Annotated in this window: 17 protein-coding genes; 4 read left to right on the plus strand and 13 right to left on the minus strand. The window is 63.2% G+C overall.

What is annotated here, in order from left to right:
- Positions 1-62: 62 nt before the first annotated feature.
- The 3 genes from P2T68_RS11565 (at position 63) to P2T68_RS11575 (ending at position 2,037) form a co-directional block, all read left to right on the plus strand.
- Complete coding sequence (locus P2T68_RS11565; protein WP_277379353.1) at positions 63-641, plus strand: GNAT family protein; 579 nt, start codon at positions 63-65, stop codon at positions 639-641.
- A gap of 13 nt (positions 642-654) precedes the next feature.
- Positions 655-1,287 (plus strand): glutathione S-transferase, encoded by a 633-nt coding sequence (locus P2T68_RS11570; RefSeq protein ID WP_150054272.1) that lies wholly within the window; start codon positions 655-657, stop codon positions 1,285-1,287.
- 165 nt (positions 1,288-1,452) lie between these two features.
- On the plus strand, positions 1,453-2,037 hold the full coding sequence (locus P2T68_RS11575) for a DUF4174 domain-containing protein (protein WP_069075620.1): 585 nt from the start codon (positions 1,453-1,455) through the stop codon (positions 2,035-2,037).
- Between the two features lie 38 nt (positions 2,038-2,075).
- On the opposite strand, the gene P2T68_RS11580 is transcribed toward P2T68_RS11575, so the two are convergent.
- The 12 genes from P2T68_RS11580 to P2T68_RS11635 form a co-directional block, all read right to left on the minus strand.
- Complete coding sequence (locus P2T68_RS11580) at positions 2,076-3,083, minus strand: acyltransferase family protein (protein WP_190362324.1); 1,008 nt, start codon at positions 3,081-3,083, stop codon at positions 2,076-2,078.
- A gap of 101 nt (positions 3,084-3,184) precedes the next feature.
- Positions 3,185-4,594 carry a lipid II flippase MurJ gene (locus P2T68_RS11585; protein WP_102624310.1) on the minus strand — a complete coding sequence of 470 codons (1,410 nt, stop codon included), beginning with the start codon at positions 4,592-4,594 and terminating at the stop codon, positions 3,185-3,187.
- A complete protein-coding gene (locus P2T68_RS11590) occupies positions 4,594-6,021 on the minus strand; it encodes an O-antigen ligase family protein (protein ID WP_277379747.1) in 1,428 nt (475 codons plus the stop codon). Before P2T68_RS11590 ends, P2T68_RS11585 begins: the two co-directional genes overlap by 1 nt.
- A gap of 2 nt (positions 6,022-6,023) precedes the next feature.
- Positions 6,024-7,127 carry a glycosyltransferase family 1 protein gene (locus P2T68_RS11595; RefSeq protein WP_277379354.1) on the minus strand — a complete coding sequence of 368 codons (1,104 nt, stop codon included), beginning with the start codon at positions 7,125-7,127 and terminating at the stop codon, positions 6,024-6,026.
- Positions 7,118-8,335 carry a glycosyltransferase family 4 protein gene (locus P2T68_RS11600; RefSeq protein ID WP_277379355.1) on the minus strand — a complete coding sequence of 406 codons (1,218 nt, stop codon included), beginning with the start codon at positions 8,333-8,335 and terminating at the stop codon, positions 7,118-7,120. The genes P2T68_RS11595 and P2T68_RS11600 overlap by 10 nt, the downstream gene beginning before the upstream one ends.
- Positions 8,336-8,343: 8 nt before the next feature.
- Positions 8,344-9,672 carry a cellulase family glycosylhydrolase gene (locus P2T68_RS11605; RefSeq protein WP_277379357.1) on the minus strand — a complete coding sequence of 443 codons (1,329 nt, stop codon included), beginning with the start codon at positions 9,670-9,672 and terminating at the stop codon, positions 8,344-8,346.
- Positions 9,662-10,852, minus strand: a complete 1,191-nt coding sequence (locus P2T68_RS11610) for a glycosyltransferase (protein ID WP_277379358.1) — start codon at positions 10,850-10,852, stop codon at positions 9,662-9,664. Before P2T68_RS11610 ends, P2T68_RS11605 begins: the two co-directional genes overlap by 11 nt.
- Positions 10,852-12,843, minus strand: a complete 1,992-nt coding sequence (locus tag P2T68_RS11615) for an exopolysaccharide transport family protein (protein WP_024074429.1) — start codon at positions 12,841-12,843, stop codon at positions 10,852-10,854. The genes P2T68_RS11610 and P2T68_RS11615 overlap by 1 nt, the downstream gene beginning before the upstream one ends.
- A 14-nt stretch (positions 12,844-12,857) precedes the next feature.
- Positions 12,858-13,634, minus strand: coding sequence for a polysaccharide biosynthesis/export family protein (locus tag P2T68_RS11620; protein ID WP_102624315.1), 777 nt, complete (start codon positions 13,632-13,634; stop codon positions 12,858-12,860).
- 29 nt (positions 13,635-13,663) lie between these two features.
- The gene (locus P2T68_RS11625; protein WP_102624316.1) at positions 13,664-14,575 is read right to left on the minus strand and encodes a glycosyltransferase family 2 protein; all 912 of its coding nucleotides are present in this window, start codon (positions 14,573-14,575) and stop codon (positions 13,664-13,666) included.
- A gap of 1 nt (position 14,576) precedes the next feature.
- Positions 14,577-16,037, minus strand: coding sequence for a mannose-1-phosphate guanylyltransferase/mannose-6-phosphate isomerase (locus P2T68_RS11630; protein ID WP_102624317.1), 1,461 nt, complete (start codon positions 16,035-16,037; stop codon positions 14,577-14,579).
- Positions 16,037-17,476 (minus strand): undecaprenyl-phosphate glucose phosphotransferase, encoded by a 1,440-nt coding sequence (locus tag P2T68_RS11635; protein ID WP_024074433.1) that lies wholly within the window; start codon positions 17,474-17,476, stop codon positions 16,037-16,039. Before P2T68_RS11635 ends, P2T68_RS11630 begins: the two co-directional genes overlap by 1 nt.
- Before the next feature lie 663 nt (positions 17,477-18,139).
- On the opposite strand from P2T68_RS11635, the gene P2T68_RS11640 reads away from it, so the two are divergent.
- Positions 18,140-18,769, plus strand: coding sequence for a LysE family translocator (locus P2T68_RS11640; RefSeq protein WP_277379359.1), 630 nt, complete (start codon positions 18,140-18,142; stop codon positions 18,767-18,769).
- A 93-nt stretch (positions 18,770-18,862) separates the two neighbouring features.
- Here the strand turns inward: P2T68_RS11640 and inhA are convergent, their stop codons facing one another.
- Positions 18,863-19,543, minus strand: a complete 681-nt coding sequence (gene inhA, locus P2T68_RS11645; RefSeq protein ID WP_024074435.1) for an isonitrile hydratase — start codon at positions 19,541-19,543, stop codon at positions 18,863-18,865.
- Positions 19,544-19,617 lie beyond the last annotated feature (74 nt).

The raw sequence follows: 19,617 nt of genomic DNA on the forward strand, positions 1-19,617 counted from the left end.
TGCCTCGTCCGGGTGAGAGCCTGCACTCTTGTTCTCTGACGACCATCCGACGGCGCCGCCCCATGACCCACATCACCCTGACCGGCCACACGGTCGAGCTCTTGCCCCTGCAGCGTGAACACGCGGCCGCCTTGCTCGACGCAGCCGCCGACGGCGAGCTGTGGAACCTCAAGGTCACCCATGTACCGGGCCCGCACACGGTCGATCAATACATCGACACGGCCTTGGCCGGACGTGATGCCGGCACGGTTATCCCATTTGCCGTCGTGCGCCGGGACACCGGCCGGATCGTCGGCAGCACGCGGTTCTGGAAGGTTGACCGGGTCAATCGCAAGCTGGAAATCGGTCATACCTGGCTGGCGCAGTCCACCCAAAGAACCGCGATCAACACCGAAGCCAAGCTCTTGCTGCTGACTTACGCTTTCGAAGTCCTCGATTGCGTGCGCGTGCAATTCACCACCGACGAACTCAACGAAAAATCCCGAGCCGCGATTCTGCGCCTGGGCGCCGTCCAGGAAGGCATCGTGCGCCACGAACGCATCATGCCCGACGGTCGCAAGCGCAACTCGGTACGCTTCAGCATCATTGATTCGGAATGGTCGCAGGTGAAGGCCAACTTGCAGGCAAAGCTGCTGCGATAAGGAGGAAGCACCTATGTACACGCTCTATGGCACAGACGAGTCGGGCTCCTGCATGATCGAAATCGCCCTGCAACGTTGCGCGGTGCCCTGGCAACGGGTGGACGCCAGTTCCTGGCAGGACGGTGCGGGCAGCGAAGCCCTGGCGCGCATCAACCCGCTCAAGCAGATCCCCACCCTGGTCACGCCCGATGACCAGGTGTTGACCGAAAGTGCGGCGATCCTGATCCACCTGGGCCTGGAGTATCCCGACTCGCACCTGCTCAGCGGCGACCGTGCCCAGATCATCAGGGGCCTGGTATACATCGCTGCCAATTGCTACTCGGCCATCGGCATCCTCGACTACCCACAGCGTTGGCTGGGGGATGCGGACCCGGCAGCACAAGCACAATTGACCAGCGGCACGCGTCGCTACCTGCACCATGCCTGGGTGGTGTTTGCCAATCAGTTCGCGGGCCAGTTGTTTGCCCCGAACCAGGCGCCGAATGCCCTGGGCATCATGGCGGCGGCGGTGTCGCGCTGGGACGAGGCGCGGGAGGCCCTGAACTCCCTGGCTCCAGGCTTTGCCCAGACCCTCGTGCGGGTGGATGCCGACCCCATTGTCGCGCCTGTCTTTGCGCGACATTGGCCCGAGTGGAAGGTCTCGTAATGTTTCCGCAATCAAAGGAAACAATGAGCATTGAACAGGCCAAAACCCTTGCGTAGCGGGCGCCCTGACCTACGCTTTCTTAAAGTGATGTAGGAATCATCCTTGAATTTGACTGTCGCAGACATGAAACTCAAGAACCCTGCATGGAATTCAAAGGAGGTGCGCATGCTCATCCGGTCGCTGACCCTGGCTACCTTGATGGCTTTTACGGGGCCGCTGTTGGCTGCTGATGATATCAACCCGCTCAAGCAGGACTTGGGCAAAGCCCGGCCACTGGTGGTGGTGGAGCTTGATTCCGGTAATGCCACCTTGGCAGACCTGAAGAGACAACTGGACGAGCCTGCCACCAAGCAGTCGTTTGAAGAGCGCAACATGGTGTTCTACACCATCAAGTTCGGCAGCATCGGTGCCGAAGGGGAGAAGTTCGCCAAGGATCCCAAGGACAACAAGAAGCTCACTCCACCTGAAACCAATGCGCTGATCCGTGCCCTCAAACTGGGTGCCGGCAGCGGCACCAAAGTGATCCTGATCGGCAAGGACGGCGAGAAGAAAGTCGAGAAGACCGTGCCACCGGATACCCTCGACCTGAAGGCGTTTTTCAGCGCCATCGACCAGATGCCCCAGGCTGAAAAAGAAGCCGCTGCCGTCGCAGAGCCCGAACCTGTGGCGCCCACTCCGGCCAAGGGCACCAAGCCAGCCAAGCCAGCCAAGCCCGGCAGCAAGCCTGCTCCGCAACAACTGGATGACTGATCCAAAAAACCTGTGGGCGCTCGCGCCTACGGGTTTTTTTACGCCTTGCGCAGGGCAAACGGAAAGTAGAAAAACCGCAAGAACGCCACCCGCTTGATCACTTCCCCAATCAGCAACGGCGCCCCCACCGCCACCACAAACCCCACGCACGCCGCAAAAAATGCAGGCAGGCCCAGGCGCTCCATCAGGTCGAAGGTCTTGTGCTGGATTTCCCCATGGAAGATCAACAGGATCAGGGTCGACTGGCCGATGTAGGTCATCGCCCGGGTGATCAACGGCGACACCATCAGCACCCGCGCCAATGCCCAGCACAGGTAGACGCCAATCACCGCCAGCAAGCTGGTCCATAGCCAGTGGTCGTAGCGCCGTTGCGCCAGGTCCATGGTGTCGTGGCTATAGATGAACACCGCTGCGAACAGCACCACCGAAATCAGCAGCGTCAGCAGCGAGCCCTGATGCCTGCGTAACCTGTCGCGCAGCAGGTAACCGTAAATGAAATACGTGCTGCTGATCAGGGTGATATCGAGGCTGAACGGTAAGCCGGGCAGCACCCAGGTTTGCCCTCCGACGGTGACTGGCAGTTGCCAGAAGAAGGGCAACATCCAGATGCCGATCAGCAAGGGCACCAGCATCAGCACGCAGCTCACCGCCAGCGACAGGCGTTCGATCAGCCGTAGCACGACCCAACTGAACAGGATCGCCACCCAGAAATGCGGCAGGAACCACAACGCTTGCCAGGGGATAGTGTCCACCGAGGCATACAGCACACCGCCGATATCCGGCAGCAGTGGTTGGCCGCGCAGCAGGTCGCGCACGATCACGTAGGTCAGCAGGGTGAAGAAAAACGGCTTGAGCAGGCCGTCCGCCTTGCGGACCGCCATCTGCGTGAAGGCTTGCTCCGGCTTGAAAAATACCCCGGACAAAAAGAAGAACAGCGGCAGCACGAACGACGCCAGGATCGGGTACAGCAGGTCCGGGGACGAGGCGACGAACCAGCCATGGGCGTAGACGATTATCAGGATGCCAATGCCCTTGGCGATATCCATTTGAATCCAACGATGTTTCACCTGACCACCCCCTATTCATAAACCCCACATTCCTGGGAGCGCTTCGCACCCTCGAGCAAGCGTGCTCGCCACAATTGGCGTCATGCCTTGCGCCACGGTTTGAGCCACAGGCCCATGGCCAACAACACTGTGGCACCGGCCAGGGTGCCCAGCGCCAATTGCAGCCACACGCCGTCAATCCGAAACAGCCACAGCGCCGCCAGCCCCATCACCAGCGTACTGAGCAACCCGTGTCGCACCCACGGCAAGGCACCGAGCAACCCCTGGCGCTGCATCAGCAACAGCGCGGTGCCGATCACCCCGGCCAGTGCCGCCAACGGAATACCCGCCAGTCCGAACACAAAGGGCAGGGCACCCAGCAACAGCACATTGACCAGGCTGCCAAGCACCTCGCAACGCAGCGGCTGGCGCGTATCGCCAGCGGCATAGGCATACCGCGCAAGCAAGGCGTTCCATGCCCCGAACACCAGCGGCGCGGCGAACCATGCCAGCAACCAGGGCAGCGGCGAGTCGGCCGATTGCCTGGGCAACAGCAACGCCACCAGACTCGGCGCCGCGGCCACCAGGCCGACGCCAGCGGGCAGGGTCAACATGCTGGCGGTTTCCAGGCCGCGCTTGAGCAGGGCCAGGCGCTCATCGCCCTGGCGCCGGCTCATCATGCCCAGCAGCACCTGGTTGAGGCTCATCAGCGCAATCAACGGCAGGTTCATCAGCTTGCGTGCCAGGTTGACCCACGTCACCGCGCCTTCGCCCAGCAGCGACGCCACCAGCCGCTCGATCAGCGCCAGGCCCTGGCTGGCACCATTGCTCAGCAATAATGGCCCGATGCGTTGGCCCAACTCCCGCAGCGGTGCAACCGACAACTGCCAGCGCCACGGTCGCCAGCCCTGGCGCCACACCGACGGCAACAGCGCCAACGGCATCAACAGGCTGCCCGCCAGGCACGCCAGGGCCAGCGTGTGCGGCTGCGTCGCGGTGCCTGCCAGGGCGAGGTAAATCACCGGCGGCAGGTTGAACAGCAGGGAGCCCAGCCCCGCCAGCACAAAGCGCTCGCTGGCCTGCAACGGAATACTGAACAACCCATGCAACATCAGCCCAGGCACGCACCAGGCGACAATCTGCAGGTTACTGCCAGCCAGCGTCGTGGCGCTCGCCGCCAACCCCGGGCCCAGTACCTGCACCAGCCAGGGCGCCAGCAGCGTCAGCAGCAGGCTGGTGCACAGGGCAATCAGCAGCAGCGCTGGGAACAATGCCGCCAGCCAAGCCAGCCGCTCAGCGGCCTTGCGCGCCAGGTACAGCGGCAGTGCGGCGGCACTTAACACGCCCCCGGCCAACGACATGCGCAACGCCTCGGGCAAGAACAGCGCGATCAGGAACGCATCGCTGCGCTCCCCTGCGCCCCAGGCCGCCACCAACAACCATTCGCGGGCGAACCCCAGGCACAGGCCGAGCAAGGTAGCCAGGGTCAGCCACGCCGCAGAGCCGAGCATCAGGGACGCACGCCATCGAGCAGCGGCTTGCGATAAGCCACGCCCTTGAGCGGCGGCAGGCGCGCCGGAAACAACCGGCGCGCCTCCAGCACATTGATCCCCACCATCAGCCAGAACAACGCCACCATCACCACCGCAAAGCTGAAGTAGTGGTCAAACAAGCCGCTGACCAGCGCTGAGAGAATCCCGGCGGTGGTGCCTAACCACAGCGCATTGTCCTTGGTCAGGCGGATCGGGCCTTTTTCCGGGCGAGCTTCGCGCCACCAGCGCACGGTCACGGCGACAAACAGCAGCATGCCCACCAGGCCGATCTTGTAGATGTAGTTCAGCCACAGGTTGGAGATCCCCAGCAGGTGCGTGCCCGGCACCGGTGGGTCGACCTTGAAGCCGATACCCAGCGGGTACGCGGCAACCGCCTGGGGGAACAGGCGGTATTCATCGAAACGCACTTCGGTACTGGCGTTGTCCGATGAGAAAATCGTCGCCAGGCGCTCCTGCAACGGCGGATACGCCATCACCAGCGCCACCGTCAGCGCCGCGCCGATCATCAACAGGCGGCCGGTATACGGCACGCGACGCGTGGCCATCCATATCAGCACCAACGCCAGGCTGACCATCGCCCCCCGACTGCTGGCCAACAGCAACGCGGCCGCGCCCAGGCACGCCACAGCCAGGCCCAGTGCGCGTTTCCAGCCTCGTTCAGTCATGCCATAGCAGAACGCCAACGGCAGCAGCAACGCCATGATCCCGCCGATGGCATTCGGGTGAGTCCACGGCGAGCCCATGCGCGATGACATGGCCTCCAGGCCGAACTTCAACATGTCGTAGTTGGCGTAGTTGAACAGCCCCAGGAGCGGCGCAATCCCCGCCCCCGAACGTGTGCGCACGAACACCGCAATCGACAGCACCAGCATCGCCAGGGTGCCCAGCAGCAAGGCGATCACCAGGGATTCACGCTGCTTCTGGTCCACCAGCAATTTGGCGGCAAGGAACACCCCGGACAGGTTCAACAGCCAACGCAGCCAGTTGGCCAGGCCGCTGGCATCGGCGTGGGTGATGACCTGGCCGACGATAAACGGGAACACGCTGAACAGCATCAGCCCCAGCAGCATCTGGTCGGTGGGCCGCCTCGCCAAACCGGGGGTGTCGGGCAGGCGCGACAGAAACCCGTGCCACATCACCGCGCCCCAGGTCAGGGCCAGGATCGCCTCGCTGACGGTGGTGCGAATGCCCAGGTTGACCGTCGAGTACGGCATGAAGGTTGCCATCGCGGCGAACAGCAGCAGGCCCCAGAGCGGAAAACGCAAGATGGTCACCGCCGCCGCCAGGCCGATCACTGCGAGAAAGGCCTTGGCCGGTGACAACAGCAGGGCCAGGGCGCCGAACAGCACGCCAAAGAGGACGGCGACGAGACCGGTCAGGTTCAGCCTCACGTCAATTCCTCGATCAATTCGGCGAGGCGCTGGCGATAGGCATGCTGATTGAAGCGCGCAGCCCATTGACGCCGCTGCTCGGGTGGCTCTTCATCGGGCCGCTCGGCCAGCGTCACCATCAACTGCACCAGCGCCGGTGCATCGGTGGGCGAAAAACGCGGCGCCGACGGCGGGGTGATTTCATCCAGTGAGGTACCGCTGGCCACGGCCACCGGCGTGCCGACGCTCAGGGCTTCGATCACCGGCAAGCCAAAGCCTTCGGCATAGGACGGCTGCCACAGGCGCGACGCCTGGCGGTACAGCGCCTGCAACTCGGCATCCGACACGCCGCTCAAGGCGCGAACCCCCGGCAAGCTGCGCTGGGCCTCGGGCAAATGATCGAGGCTGCCCACCAGTACCAGCTCAGGCACGCCAGGGGATTGGCGGCGCGCCTGCTGCCAGGCGTCCACCAGGAACGGTACGTTCTTGCGCAGTTCCCGGGTGCCCACCAGCAGCCAGTAGCGTTCGGGCAGTTGGCGGGCGGCCAGGTCCGCCGCCCGTTCGGTAAAACCATCGACCTGGTTGGGCAGCACACGAACCTTGCCCCCGGCGTTGGGAAATAACCGCACGGTTTCATCGGCGCTGTACTGCGACGGTGTCCACACCCGGTCAGCGCTGTGGACTGCGTAGGCAATCGACAGGCGATCGCTGGTCTTGTAGATCAGCGCCTTCAAGCGGTTGGCGTGGTAGTTGTCCAAGGTGATCTGGAACAGGTCATGCAGCAGCACCACCGTGCGCAACCCCCTGGGCGTGGGCGGCAGTGGCAGGCCCATATTGAAGGTGCTGATGTACACATCGATGTGCTGTTCACGCAACGCCCGGGGCAAAAAGCCGGCTTCGAAACGCAGGCGATTGTGCGGCTGGTGCATTGCGGTCTTGGCGCAGCCCCAGTCGGGGCAGTGGGCCTGCAAGCGGGTTTGATCGCCCAGCGGCGCCACGGTAAAGCGTTCCAGCTCGATACCCGGCAGCGTGCGCAGGGCGCTTTCCAGCGCATACACCTGGCGACTGATGCCCGATTGCGGCGAGGTGCCGACGGTGCGGTAATCCAGGCCTACGCGCATGCGGGCTCCTTTTGATTCAGCGGCGACAGCGTGGCGTACACCTTTTCCAATTGGCTGGCGGCGACGCTCCAGTCATGGGCGCGGCGCACGTAGGTGCGGCCGGCTTCCCCCATGGGCGCGGCAGCGCCGGGAAATTGCAGCAGGCGCACCACGGCATCCGCCAGGCTGGTCGCGCTTTGCCCGCCGAGGTAATCCAACCCCTCTACCAGATCGAGGCCCGACACGCCCTGATCGGTGCTCGCCAACGGCAACCCGGCCGCGAGCGCCTCCAACACCTTGAGCTTGGAGCCGCCGCCATGACGCAACGGCGCGAGAAACACCGAACAGCTCGATTGCAGGGCCAGCAGGTTCGGCACAAAGCCTTGCCATTCGATACGCGGGTCCTGCCAGCGTTCGCGCCAGCGTGTGGGCATGCCGAAACCACACACGCTCATGCGCGCGTCCGGGCAGTGCTCCCAGACCTTGGGCAGGATCTCATCCAGCGCCCACTCAATCGCATCCACATTGGGGGCGTATTCATAGTTGCCGAGGAACAGCACGCGACGCGCCGACGGGTCGGGCCGGGCGCTGGCGAAGTATTGGCAGTCCACGCCATTGACCACCACGGGCACCGGCTTGCCAGCGATTTTTTCCAGGACCTGGGCATCGCTGTCGGTCACCGCCACTACCTGCGTTGCCTGGCGCATCACCCGGCGTTCCCAGCGGGCGTAGCGCCATTGGTCGTAGCGAATAAACGGCAGCGCCCATCGTGGCAAGCGGTCGTAGGTCGCCGCACCCAGGGCCGATTCGACATTGTGTTCGGTCAGTACAAAGGGTTGGGACTTTCGCGCCAGCGCCTCTTCATAGGGCTGGAAGCTGTAGCTGTGCTCGATCTGCACCACGTCCCAATGTTCATTGAGCAATTGGCTGAAGGTGTCCTGCAAGGCTCCCGACAGGCCATTCACGCTCGCCAGCAACGGGTAGGGCGCCAACAATCCGGCCACCAGGGTCTTCACGCTGCGCAATGGGCGGCGCGGCAGGATGATCAGTTGTTCGAGGAAGGCTTCCAGCACCTGGCGATCGGCCAGCGACACCGGGTGCTTGTCATGCAGCAGCAAGGTGATCCGATGCCCGCGCGCCGCCAGGCTGCGCAACAGGTGGAACTGGCGCGTCTTGCCGCCGCTGGTGGCGGGCCAGGGCGAGTAGGGCAGGATCCATAAAATGCGCATGGCTGGCCTCAATCCCATAACAGAATTTGCAGGTTTGGCTTGACCGGGAGGGTCAGCCCATTGGTGCCGCTCACCGGGGTTTGCGTGCCGCGCAGCGGGTCATAGAGGGTTGCGCTGGCAAGGTTTGGCAGGTGTGCGTTACCCCCCTGGGCCGACCAGAAGAACCACAGCTTGCGCCCGTCGGCGCGGGTCCAGCCGATGCTGAACATACCGTCGGGCCATGCGTCGGTGGTGGGCGGGTCGCCGGGGGTGAGCGTTGGCCCGCTGACCTCGAGGAAGTGTTTCAAGGCGGTGTAGACCGGCTTGGGGTTGGCTTCGATGTCGAGCAAACCATAAGACTGATCGCGCACGCTGGCGCGCGGGTCGAGGTCGCTCAAGGTAAACAGGAAGGTGCGGTCGTAATCCAGCGCGCTCATCAGCGCCAGGCGGCGCACCACGTAATCCGCTTGGCCTTGGAGGGTAATGAGGTCCTGGGCGTCTTTGGGCCCGGTGTAGGTTGACCAGCCCCATTCGGTGCTCCACAGGGTTTGCACGCCGCTGTTACGCAGGGCCTGGTTGAGCGCGCGGGTCTTGGCGATAAAGTCCAGGTTGGCGGGGTCGTTGCCCTCGGGCAATTGGGTGTAGGGGTGATAGGCGATCACCGTGTTCAAACTTGCGACGCCCAGGGCACCGAGGGCGCTGAACAGGTTCTGGCCGTTGGGCATTTCACCGAAGAACGCCATGCCGGCGGCCACCACCGGTTTATTCGGGTCGACCGCCCTTAGCGCGGCGGCGGTGGCGGTAAGCAGTGTGGCGTAGCCGGCCGGGTCTGCCGCAGGGCGCCAGAAACCCAGCAGGTTCGGCTCGTTCCACACCTGCCAGGCGTCGACGCTGGGGTAACGCTGGGCCAGCAGCGCCATGCGTTTGGCGAATACGTTCGGGTCTTTGGGCGGGTACTGGTCCTGGTAGGGCGCACCGGCGCGCGCGGTGGTGGCGAAGGGTGCCGAACCGACCAGGTAGAACACCGACTTGAGTTGGTTGTCTTGCAGCTTGCCGACCAGTTGATCCAGCGTCGCGACCTGGTACTGGTTCTCGGCCGGCTCCAGTTGGTCCCAATGCAGGTCAAGGCGCACCCATTCCAGCCCGAGCGCCTTGAGGCGGTCGATCTGCTTCTGGTAACGCTCAGGGGCAAACCACAGGAACTGCGCGTTCACTCCCAGGAAGTCCTTCCACACCACCACCTTGCTGCCCTTGAGCACATGGCTCTCGGCGTCGGCCTGGCGGTCCCACAAAAACGCGCTCAGGCCCAGGGCGGCGACCACGGCCAGGGTGGCAAGGCAGGTACGTTTACGCGCCATGGTCGGCTCCTGCAACGGCCTCATCGAACAGCTGTACAAACTTTTGCGCGGTCAACGGCCACAGGCGCTCGCGGCCGATTTCCCCGGCGCGTTCGGCCCAGTCCCGAGCCAGCGACGGCGTGTGTGCCAGGCGCAACAATTGCGCGCTCAGCGCGGCCACATCGCCCTGGGGATAGATCGCCCCGTTGCCGCTGGCGACTTCTTCGGCAAACGCCCGCGCATCCGACGTGATCGCGCCGCGCCCACAGGCGGCCGCCCAGGACAACGCGCCACTGGTGCCACGCTGGCGCCCCAGCAGCCCGAGTTTTTTCGATTCGCGATAGGGCAGCACCATCACATGGTGCGCCTGGATCGTCTGGGCAATCTCGCTGGCCGGCAGGTTCAGTCGCCAGTCGATGGTTCCCGTCAGGCCGAGGTCGGCGATCTGGCGGGTCAGTTGCTCCAGGTAATTGCCGCCTGCGCCAAATGCCATTTCGGCGGCGGTGCCACCGGCCAGGGTCAGGCGAATACGCTCACGCCTTTCGGGGGCTTGCTGGAACACGGCGGCCAAGGCCTGCAACAAGTCCTCAATACCTTTGCCTCGGTAGATAAAACCGAAATACAGCAGGCGCAGTGTCTCCAGCGGCGGCAAAGGGGCCGCGGCAATGGACAGGTTGGCATGGTTGATCACCGCCACTTTACCCGCCGGCAGTTGCATGCGTTGGCTCAGGCACTCGGCGCCCAGTCGGGTCAGGGTCACCAGGCGGGTCAGGCCCTGGGCAACCTGGCGTTCTTCGCGCAAGGTCAACGGGTCTGCCAGCACCACGGCCCCCTGCGGCAAGGGGCTGGGCAAACGTGCCAGCAGGTTGAGCGGGAAGGGCAGGTGCTCACGCCGCCAGACCAGGCGTTCCGGGTCGTGCACGGTGGCGGTCAGTGCCAGGTGGGGGTAGGCCCGGCGCAGTGCGCGCAGGGCCAGGAACTCGCCCAGGCGTCCACCGCCCAATTCGGCGTGGACCAGGTCCACCCGGCGCCAGTCGAACGCGGCGACGGCCTGCCGGATCGCTTCGCCAGTGCCGGCCACGCCGCTCAACGGGGTCAACACCTCCACACCCAACTGCTCCAGTGCCGTCTTGAAATGGTTCGCGTAGTCGGCGATCCCGTTTTTTTCCGGCGGCAAAGGTGCGAGCAGGGCGATGCGCATCAGAGTGCCCCCTGGTACTTGGCGATGGTTTGAAGCACCTTGGCCGGTACTTCGAATTTACGCCGGTTGATGATGATGCCGTCGACTTTGCCGAATGCGGTATTGAGGATCGACAGCGCATGCTCCACCACCGGCACCGTGCTTTTCTGCGCTTCCACCACCAACGCGATCAGGTCCGCGCGCCGCAGCGTGATGAACGCGTCGCGGTTGTCCAGCAGCGCCGAGGCATCCAGCAGCACCACCTCACCAGGCGCCGCCGGCTCCACGCCGCCGACGCGTACGCTGATGCCGTTTTCCTGCAGCAATCGGCGCAATTGCTCCACCACGAACGTCACCCCCTCGCCGTGGCGCGCCGAGGTCAGCCCCAGTGTCATCCCGTGTTCGGCGATGCGCTCCAGTTGCAGCAAACCGTACAGCCGGTAGATGCTCGCATTGAACGCGTTGGTGCTTTGCGCGGTGCTGGTGTCCAGCTCCGGCAGGGTGGTCCATAGCGGCAGGCCGAACTTGCGTTCTACCAGGCCGCCGTCGTGGATGCGCTGGTCGAGCAGGTAGCACAGGTAGATCACCAGCAGGCCGACGACGATGGCGAACGGGATCGCCAACACCAACATCATCAGGGTTTTCGGGAAGATGCGGCCGGGGTTCAAGGTGGCTTCTTCGATCACCGCGATGTTGCTGATCTGGCTGTTGTCCAACTCACGGTCGATGCGCGATTTTTCCAGGTTATCCACGTACAGCGCATAGTTGCGTTCGGTGGCACTCAGCTCGCGGGCCAGGCGGGCCAGTTCCGGTTCGATCTCCAGGGCTTGCTTGCGCTGGCCTTCAAGGTTTGCCAGGTGTTTCTGTTGCTGCACCAGCTGGGTACGCAACGCCAGGTTGTTGCTCGACTCATCCAGCAGCACCCGCTGCAGGTGGATTTCCAGGGTGTTGGGCGCACGGTTTTCCGAGCTTTGCACCGTGTTGCTTTCGCCTGCGACCTGGGCCTGCATCGCGCGTATCGAGGCATCCAGGGCTTTGACCGGCGGCGCGTTATCCGTGTAGGTGCGCATCATGTCGGCCCGTTCCAGCAGCTTCTGGTTCAGCAGGCGACGCAAATCCTGCTGCTGCGGGTTCAGTGCGATCTGGCGCACCGTGGTCACTTCCTTGGGCTGGGTCTTGAGCTGAGCGCGGGTGCTGGCGATGGCGCTGTCGGAGGAAGCGATCAGGCGCGTGGTATTGAACACTTCGCCGCGCAGCACGTTGATGCGTTCGGACAAGTCTTCCAGGCGGTCGGTGATGCTCGCCGCGCCGATCTGGTTCAAATGCGTAAGGATCTGTTGCTTGTAGCGCTTGATCTCGGCGGCGCTGGTGGACACCTGGCCCTCATAGAAGGTGTACAGGCTCTTGCGCCCCAGGGCCTGGGTACGCTCGTTGATGTAGGTCTCGACCCAAGCCTTGACCACCGCCTGGGCGATGTGCGGGTCGCCCCAGGTAAAGGTGATGTCCATTACCGTGGAGCCGGCGGCGTGGCTCACCTCAAAGCTCTTTTCCAGGCCGGCGGCCAGGCGTTCCACCGCGGTGGTTTTTTCAATCACACCCACGGTTTCCAGTACCACGCGCAGGCCATCGAACACCGCGCCCACGCCCTCCTTGATGTAATGCTTGGTGCGCTTCCAGAAGCCCTCCGGCGGTGGCGCGTTGTTGATCACTTCCAGGTAGTGCTCGGCCACCGCGCGCACGATCGGGCGCCCGGTCAGCAGGCGTTCCTCGTCGACAATCGGGTCGCGCTGGGTGCTGGGCATCACCAACGCCTGGCGGTTGCTGATCTCGATCGGCAGTGTCGAATCACGTCCTGGCTTGACCAGCAGGCGCGCGGTGGATTCGTACTTGGCCGGCAGTAAAAAAGCGCCCAGCAGGATGATCACCAGCGCGGCAATCGCGGCCAGTTTGAACTCACGCCGGAAGATGAAGAACAGGCGCAGCAGGTCACGAAAAGAACGGATCTCGATCATGGGATGTCGCTCCTTCAGTTACTGCCGCTGCTGGTTCGGGTGTAGTTGTAGCCAACCCCAATGGACTTGGTGAACGGGATCAGTTGGTTCATGTAGGTATCCACTCCCTGGATGCGTTCGCCGACGTTGGATTTGGGCACGAACACCACGTCGCCGCGTTGCAGGGCTACGGGTTTGCGCCCGCTGGTGCCGGTCTTGAGGAACTGGCTGAAGTCCAGGAAGTAGGCGTGGTAGGCGCCTTGGGCGTCTTCGCGCAGCAGCGCGACCATGCTCGCGTTGCCGGCCTGGCTGACACCGCCCGCACCGACAATCGCCTGTTCCAGGGTATTGGCCGTGGCGATCTGTACCGCCGTGGGGTTGTTCACCGCGCCGCCGACGATTACCGAGTTGCCCGGCGCCTGGTTGATATTCACTGTCACGCGTGGCTCGCGGTACACCGGCGCCAGGCGTTCAGTCAGTTCCTCTGCCACCTCGGCGGGCGTACGCCGCGCCACCTGGATCGGCCCCAGGAACGGGTAGTTGATCTTGCCGTCGTTCTGCACCGTGTACAGCGTCAGCTCGTAGATCGTGCTGACGTTGAACGCCGACAGGGTCGGCATCTCACCGGCATCACGCACGATGCGCAACTGGTCGCCGACGCGAATGCGTTCCACCGCCGGAGGCAACTGGGCGAGCTGTTCGAGAGCGCGCTTGCCGTCTTCGACGGTCTGGTCGTCCGGTGGCACGATACGCGCGGGAGTGTTGCAGGCGGTCAGGGCCATCAAGGCCAGGACGAGCACGGTGTGTTTCATCAAGGGGGACCTCCTGTAGGTCATGATGCTCACCTCCAATAGCCGGGGAACATGCTGATGCGCCGCTTGAGGGCGACGGGGAGGCGGCGCTCCAGTTGGCCCAGCCGATAGCCGAGCAACTTGAACGCGCTGCGCACCAGGACTTCGGGGACGCGGTGCAAGGCACCGGCCTTGCGCAAGGCCGCCAGCTCGGCCAGTACATAGCGTTTACCTTCACCGCCGGCATCGCCGAAGGCCTCGCGGATCCACGGCTCGCGACCGTAGAACACGCCAATGTCGAAGTAGCGGTGAAACTCATCCATCAGCCGGTAGTCGTGGGAGTGGTACACCCGCGCCGTGGCGGCGTAGCGCACTTTGTAACCGTCGAGCAGCAGGCGTGCTGCCACAAACGCGTCTTCGCTGCCGATCACATCCACAGGGAAGCCGCCGACCGCCTCCAGGGCGCTGCGCCGGTACACGGAAAACGAGTCGGAGCTGAAGCAGGTCTTGATCCCCAGTTCCGGCGCATCGGCCAGGCTCTTGCTGCGGCTCTGGGGCGGGTAGTTGAAGTGCCGCGACTGCGCGCCCAGCACACCGGCGTCGGGGTGTGGTAATTGGCGGCCGTAGGCCACGCCGTTGAGCGGGTCTTCCTGCAACTCGTGCAGCAGATTAGCGAAGGTCTGCGGGTCGGCGGGAATTGCGTCCTGGGTCATCACGATCAATGCGTCGCCGTCCACCTGTTCACTGGCCCAGCGTCGCGTGCCGCCATGGTTGAACGTGCTGGCGTCGATCACCTCGACCCGCGCGCCAAACGCCTGAAAGCGCGCCGCGGTGTCATCGCTGGAGGCACTGTCCACCACCAGCATCTCGTCCGGTTGCAGGGTTTGCATCGTCAGGGCGGGCAACAGGCGCGCCAAATGACTGGAGGCGTTGCGGGTCGGGATGATCAACGCGGTGCGCATATCATTTGTTCACGTCGAGGGGCGCGCGCCCGTAGATGTCATCGAAGCGCACGATATCGTCCTCCCCCAGGTACTCGCCGCTCTGCACCTCGATCATCACCAGGTCGATGATGCCCGGGTTGCTCAAACGGTGTTTGTGCCCGGCCGGGATGTAGGTCGACTCGTTGGCGTTGATCAAGAACTCGCGCTCGCCATTGGTGATCTGTGCCGCGCCGCTGACCACCACCCAGTGCTCGCTGCGGTGGTGGTGCATCTGCAACGACAACGATGCCAGGGGCTTGACCACGATGCGCTTGATCTTGAAGCGGGGGCTTTCCTCCAGAACGGTATAGGTGCCCCACGGCCGCGTCACGGTACGGTGCAAGCTGTACGCCGGGTGGTTCTGGCGCTTGAGTTCGGCGACGATGTAGCGCACATCCTGGCTGCGATGGGCGTCGGCGATCAGCAGCGCGTCGGGGGTGTCGACGATGATCAGGTCGCGCACGCCCACCGCGCCCAATACACGCTTGGGCGAGTCGATGTAGCAGTTGTGCACGTCGTGCAGGATCGCTTCGCCATTGACCTGGTTGCCCTGGGCGTCATTGGGGGTGAGTTGGCGCAGGGCTTCCCAGGAGCCGATGTCGCTCCAGCCGATGTCGCAAGGCACCACGGCCACGTGCTGGGATTTCTCCATCAGTGCCACGTCGATGGAAATGTCCGGTGCGCTGCCGAAGGCATCGGCGTCCAGCTCTCGTTGGCGCGAGGTTTTATTCTGTAGGCTTTGGCTATGCGCCAGCGCAGCGCTGGCCGCTTCCAGGACGTCGGGAGCATAGGTCGTCAGTTCGTTGACCAGGGTGCTGGCCTTGAAGCAGAACATCCCGGCGTTCCACAGGTGCTTGCCACCGTCGAGGTAGGCCTGGGCCGTGGCCAGGTCGGGTTTCTCGACAAAGCGTTTGACGCGATACCCGGCGCTCAAGGCCTCGCCTTGCTCGATGTAGCCAAAGCCCGTCTCGGGGCGATCGGGCTGGATACCGAAGGTCACCAGGTAGCCGGCTTCAGCCAGCTCGCGGGCCTGGCTCACGGTGGCGGCGAACGCGGTTTCATTGAGGATCAAGTGGTCGGCCGGCATGACCAGCAACGGCGCGTCGTCGCCGAAATGCTCCTGTACATGCAGTGCCGCCACGGCAATCGCGGCGGCCGTGTTGCGACCGAACGGCTCCAGCAACAGGTCCAGGGGCAGGTGCGCCTTGTTCACCAGCCGGTAGTCATCGAGGGTGCGAAACAGCAGGTCGCGGTTGGTGACCGTGAGTACGCTCTGCACGCCGGGCAGGCGGCTGGCGCGCTGGAAGGTTTTCTGCAACAGGCTCTGGCCATCGCGCATGCGCATGAAGGGTTTGGGCATGTTCTGCCGCGACACCGGCCACAGCCGCGTGCCCGAACCACCGGAAATGATGCAGGGAATTAATCCGTCGAGGGGATTCATCAATAGACTTCCTTGGTGGAAAGGACGGCCGGGACCGTCATGAAGACGATGTACAAGTCAAACCACACCGACCACTTGGAGATGTACTCCAGGTCGTACTCGACACGTTTCTGGATCTTGAACAGCGTGTCGGTCTCACCGCGGTAGCCGTTGATCTGCGCCCAGCCGGTGATTCCAGGCTTGACCCGGTGCCGCGAGCTGTATTCGCTCACCGCCACTTCGAAGGGAATACCGGCGGCCTTGGTGGCCGTGGCGTGGGGGCGCGGGCCAACGATCGACATGTTGCCCAGCAGTACGTTGAACAACTGCGGCAGCTCGTCGATGCTGGTCTTGCGGATAATGCGTCCGACCCGGGTGATACGTGGGTCGTGACGGGTGGTCTGGCGTTCGGCGGTGAAGTCGCTCTGGTCGGTGTACATCGAACGGAACTTGAATACGCGGATTTCGTTGTCGTTGTAGCCAAATCGATTCTGGCGAAACAGCACCGGGCCCCTGGAGTCGAGCTTGATCGCAATCGCGGTCGCCAGCATCAACGGTGACAGCACCACCAGCGCCAGGCTTGCCAACAGGCAGTCTTCCAGGCGCTTGATCACCGGCGACCAACCGCGCAGTGGCAACTGCGAGGTGTTGAACATCAGGATGCCACCCACTTCGCTGATGCGGCTGTGGCCATAGCGCAAGGCGGCCATGTCGGGCACCAGCATCACGTTCACCGACATCTGGCGCAGGCGATTGACCAGCCCATGGATACGCTGTTCGGCCGCCCAGGGCAGGCAAATCATGACCTGGTTGACCTGCTCGGCGCGGATCAGCTTTTCCAGCTCGCGGGTGTTGCCCAGCAAGGGCAGGTTGCTCAACGATTTGGGAATGCGCTCGGTACGGTCATCGATAAAGCCGATCAGGCCCGAGCGGATATCGCCGTTGCGTTGCAGGTGATCGGCGACGTGCACGGCGGTATCGGTGAAACCCAGGATCACCGTGCGTTGCAGGTACATGCCGTGGCGCATCAGCTGGCGGTACAGGCGCAGCATGAGCAGGCGCTCAAGGCAGAACAGCCCCAGGCTGGTGATGTACCAATACACCAGGTTGCGCGGGGTCAGTTGCGGGAAAAACTGCAGGATCTGGTACATGAACAGCAGGATGCAAAACGCTGCCGACCAGGCCTTTATCTTGGTGCGCAAGCGCAGTCGATTGCTGAACAGTTCCTCGGAATAAATACCGAGAGCCTGGAACAGAATAATGGTCAGGATCGCGAAAAACAGCAGCAGGCCGAGAAAGTGGGAGCGCAGTTCAGGGGCCATCGGGTCGATGAAAAATACCAGCACCAACGGCGGCAGGATAGCCGTCAGGCCATGGATCGATTTGACGAAAACAACAAAAAATTCAACAAAACCCGCACGTGTTAAAAACAAGCTGTCGACGGACGACGTCTCTGGCATAAAACATCCCTCATTGCACTCCAGACTTCTCTGTCCGGTTCTTTATTCAATAAGGCGGCGGGCCACTTTATTGAGGGAACGTCGAACGACGGCAACTCTGGATAAAACGCAACCGCCCATTCATATGAGTGGAATGTGCGGGGTGGTGACTAAAGGAGTGGTCCCTTTGTGTGCTATGTCAACGAATTGACGATGTTGCGGAAGTGTTGTGATAGACGCTTTAGGCGATATTCTTTTGGCATTTTATTGACGATCCTTGTCCAGGCACTCGGTGATGGCGTGTGTTTTTGAGTGTAGGAACAAATGTGAGATTTTTCCTGTTTAACGCGAGAACCTTTTCCAAAGAGAGGTAGGAAAAGGGGACAAGTATGGGTTGATCAGGAGCACAAAGTGCCCAGCCGCCGGGCTTTCGTTGGTTCGGAAGTTGTCTGCGGAACTTACGCTTAAATGATGCGGTTCATCCAGGAAGTTGTCCTGGGAAGCGGTGCCCACTGTTTGATAATAGTGTTTGGCGAACAGGTGAGTGCCCGGCAGTGTGAGCGTCCAAACGTTATTCATGCTGTAGTCGATGACCCGTACGTGCGGGATTGTATCCAGCACAATTTTTTGTTTGCGTCAGGTTCGCTGCTTAATCTACGGGCTTTCCCGGTGGATGGGCCGAGCATGATAGATCTCGCAACCTTGGCGGTTTTTTCCGGTGCTGTTGTGCTGTTGCTGTTATCGCCGGGGCCGAACATGGCGTTCGTCATCAGCCACGGCATAACCCATGGCTGGCGCGGTGGCGCGGCCTCGGCCCTGGGCATCGGCGTAGCGGACCTGCTGCTGACGGCATTGACGGCCATGGGCGTTACGGCCTTGGTCGCGAGTTGGCCACCGTCATTCGACTTGATTCGCTATGCCGGCGTGATTTACCTGCTGTGGCTGGTATCCAAGACCTTGCAGGCAAAGCCCGGTGGGGCAGCTACCCAGGTCGAACGCGTGCGGTTGGGCCGTGTATGCGTACGGGCCATGCTCAACAGTTTGCTCAACCCCAAGGCGCTGTTGTTTTTCGTGGTGTTCCTGCCGCAGTTCGTGCGCCCCGAAGCAGGCCCGATCGCGACGCAACTGTGGGTGCTGGGCGGCGTGCTGACCTTCATCGCCGCCGTGTTTCACCTGGTGCTGGGGGTGTTTGGCGGGGCGGCCAGCCGGTTTTTCAGCGGCCGCCCCGGCACCGCCACCCTGCAGAAGTGGGGCCTGGCCACGGTGCTGACGGTGTTGGCCGTGCGCCTGGCGCTGATGGCCCGACCGACGTGATGGCTTGTTGAAGAAAGTACGGTCCCCCTGCTCATCGCTGCTGGCGATCAACCGAGGCCCCTACACAAGCCACACTGGCCGCGAGCCGCGTCGTCAACCCAGGCGCGCTGCCGCCCGCGCCACAATCTCAGCGCGGGTCTTGCGCGATTCGGCCGTACGCTTGTTGGCTTCTTCCAGCACAGCGGTGGGCGCCGTGTCTGGGCGGCCGGCATTGAACGGTGGCGCCGGGGCGTATTCGATCTGCAACTGCACCAATTGTGCCGCCGCTTCGCTGTACAACTCCGCTGCCAGGGTCAGGGCGAAGTCGATGCCGGCGGTGATGCCGCCGCCGGTGAACAGGTTGCCATCGCGCACCACGCGCTCCTGTACCGGGATCGCGCCAAGAGGGGCGAGCAGGTCGTGGTAGGCCCAGTGCGTCGTCGCCTTGCGCCCGCGCAACAGGCCCGCCGCGCCGAGCACCAGCGAACCGGTGCACACCGACGTCACGTAGCGCGCGGTCCGGGCCTGGGCCTTGAGGAAGTCCAGGGTTTGCGGATCTTCCATCAACGGGCCCACACCGGAACCGCCGGGCACGCAGAGCACATCCAGGTTCGGGCAGTCGGCGTAGGTCATGGTCGGGGTAAAGACCAGCCCGGTGCTGGACGTGACCGGAGCCAGGTCTTTCCAGACCAGGTGCAACTGTACGTCCGGCAACGAGCCCAATACGTCGTACGGGCCGGTAAGGTCCAGTTGCTGGATGCCGGGGAACAACACAAAGCCGATCTGCAAAGTCATGAATGACGCTCCGATAAAGGGGTGGACGGCTTCACTCTAGAGGCCTAGGCTTTGGCGCATACGCCATTGAGCCC

The organism is Pseudomonas sp. G11 (assembly GCF_029457515.1).
In the GTDB taxonomy this organism is placed as follows: Bacteria; Pseudomonadota; Gammaproteobacteria; order Pseudomonadales; family Pseudomonadaceae; genus Aquipseudomonas; species Aquipseudomonas gorinensis.

Excerpts from the sequence above, each read along its gene's own strand:
- P2T68_RS11620 (WP_102624315.1), bottom strand. The coding sequence starts at position 13,634 with ATGAAACACACCGTGCTCGTCCTGGCCTTGATGGCCCTGACCGCCTGC.
- P2T68_RS11575 (WP_069075620.1), top strand. The coding sequence starts at position 1,453 with ATGCTCATCCGGTCGCTGACCCTGGCTACCTTGATGGCTTTTACGGGG.
- P2T68_RS11630 (WP_102624317.1), bottom strand. The coding sequence starts at position 16,037 with ATGAATCCCCTCGACGGATTAATTCCCTGCATCATTTCCGGTGGTTCG.
- P2T68_RS11580 (WP_190362324.1), bottom strand. The coding sequence starts at position 3,083 with ATGGATATCGCCAAGGGCATTGGCATCCTGATAATCGTCTACGCCCAT.
- P2T68_RS11640 (WP_277379359.1), top strand. The coding sequence starts at position 18,140 with ATGATAGATCTCGCAACCTTGGCGGTTTTTTCCGGTGCTGTTGTGCTG.
- P2T68_RS11595 (WP_277379354.1), bottom strand. The coding sequence starts at position 7,127 with ATGCGCGTAGGCCTGGATTACCGCACCGTCGGCACCTCGCCGCAATCG.
- P2T68_RS11635 (WP_024074433.1), bottom strand. The coding sequence starts at position 17,476 with ATGCCAGAGACGTCGTCCGTCGACAGCTTGTTTTTAACACGTGCGGGT.
- P2T68_RS11605 (WP_277379357.1), bottom strand. The coding sequence starts at position 9,672 with ATGGCGCGTAAACGTACCTGCCTTGCCACCCTGGCCGTGGTCGCCGCC.
- P2T68_RS11615 (WP_024074429.1), bottom strand. The coding sequence starts at position 12,843 with ATGATCGAGATCCGTTCTTTTCGTGACCTGCTGCGCCTGTTCTTCATC.
- P2T68_RS11610 (WP_277379358.1), bottom strand. The coding sequence starts at position 10,852 with ATGCGCATCGCCCTGCTCGCACCTTTGCCGCCGGAAAAAAACGGGATC.
- P2T68_RS11585 (WP_102624310.1), bottom strand. The coding sequence starts at position 4,594 with ATGCTCGGCTCTGCGGCGTGGCTGACCCTGGCTACCTTGCTCGGCCTG.
- P2T68_RS11570 (WP_150054272.1), top strand. The coding sequence starts at position 655 with ATGTACACGCTCTATGGCACAGACGAGTCGGGCTCCTGCATGATCGAA.
- inhA (WP_024074435.1), bottom strand. The coding sequence starts at position 19,543 with ATGACTTTGCAGATCGGCTTTGTGTTGTTCCCCGGCATCCAGCAACTG.
- P2T68_RS11600 (WP_277379355.1), bottom strand. The coding sequence starts at position 8,335 with ATGCGCATTTTATGGATCCTGCCCTACTCGCCCTGGCCCGCCACCAGC.
- P2T68_RS11625 (WP_102624316.1), bottom strand. The coding sequence starts at position 14,575 with ATGCGCACCGCGTTGATCATCCCGACCCGCAACGCCTCCAGTCATTTG.
- P2T68_RS11565 (WP_277379353.1), top strand. The coding sequence starts at position 63 with ATGACCCACATCACCCTGACCGGCCACACGGTCGAGCTCTTGCCCCTG.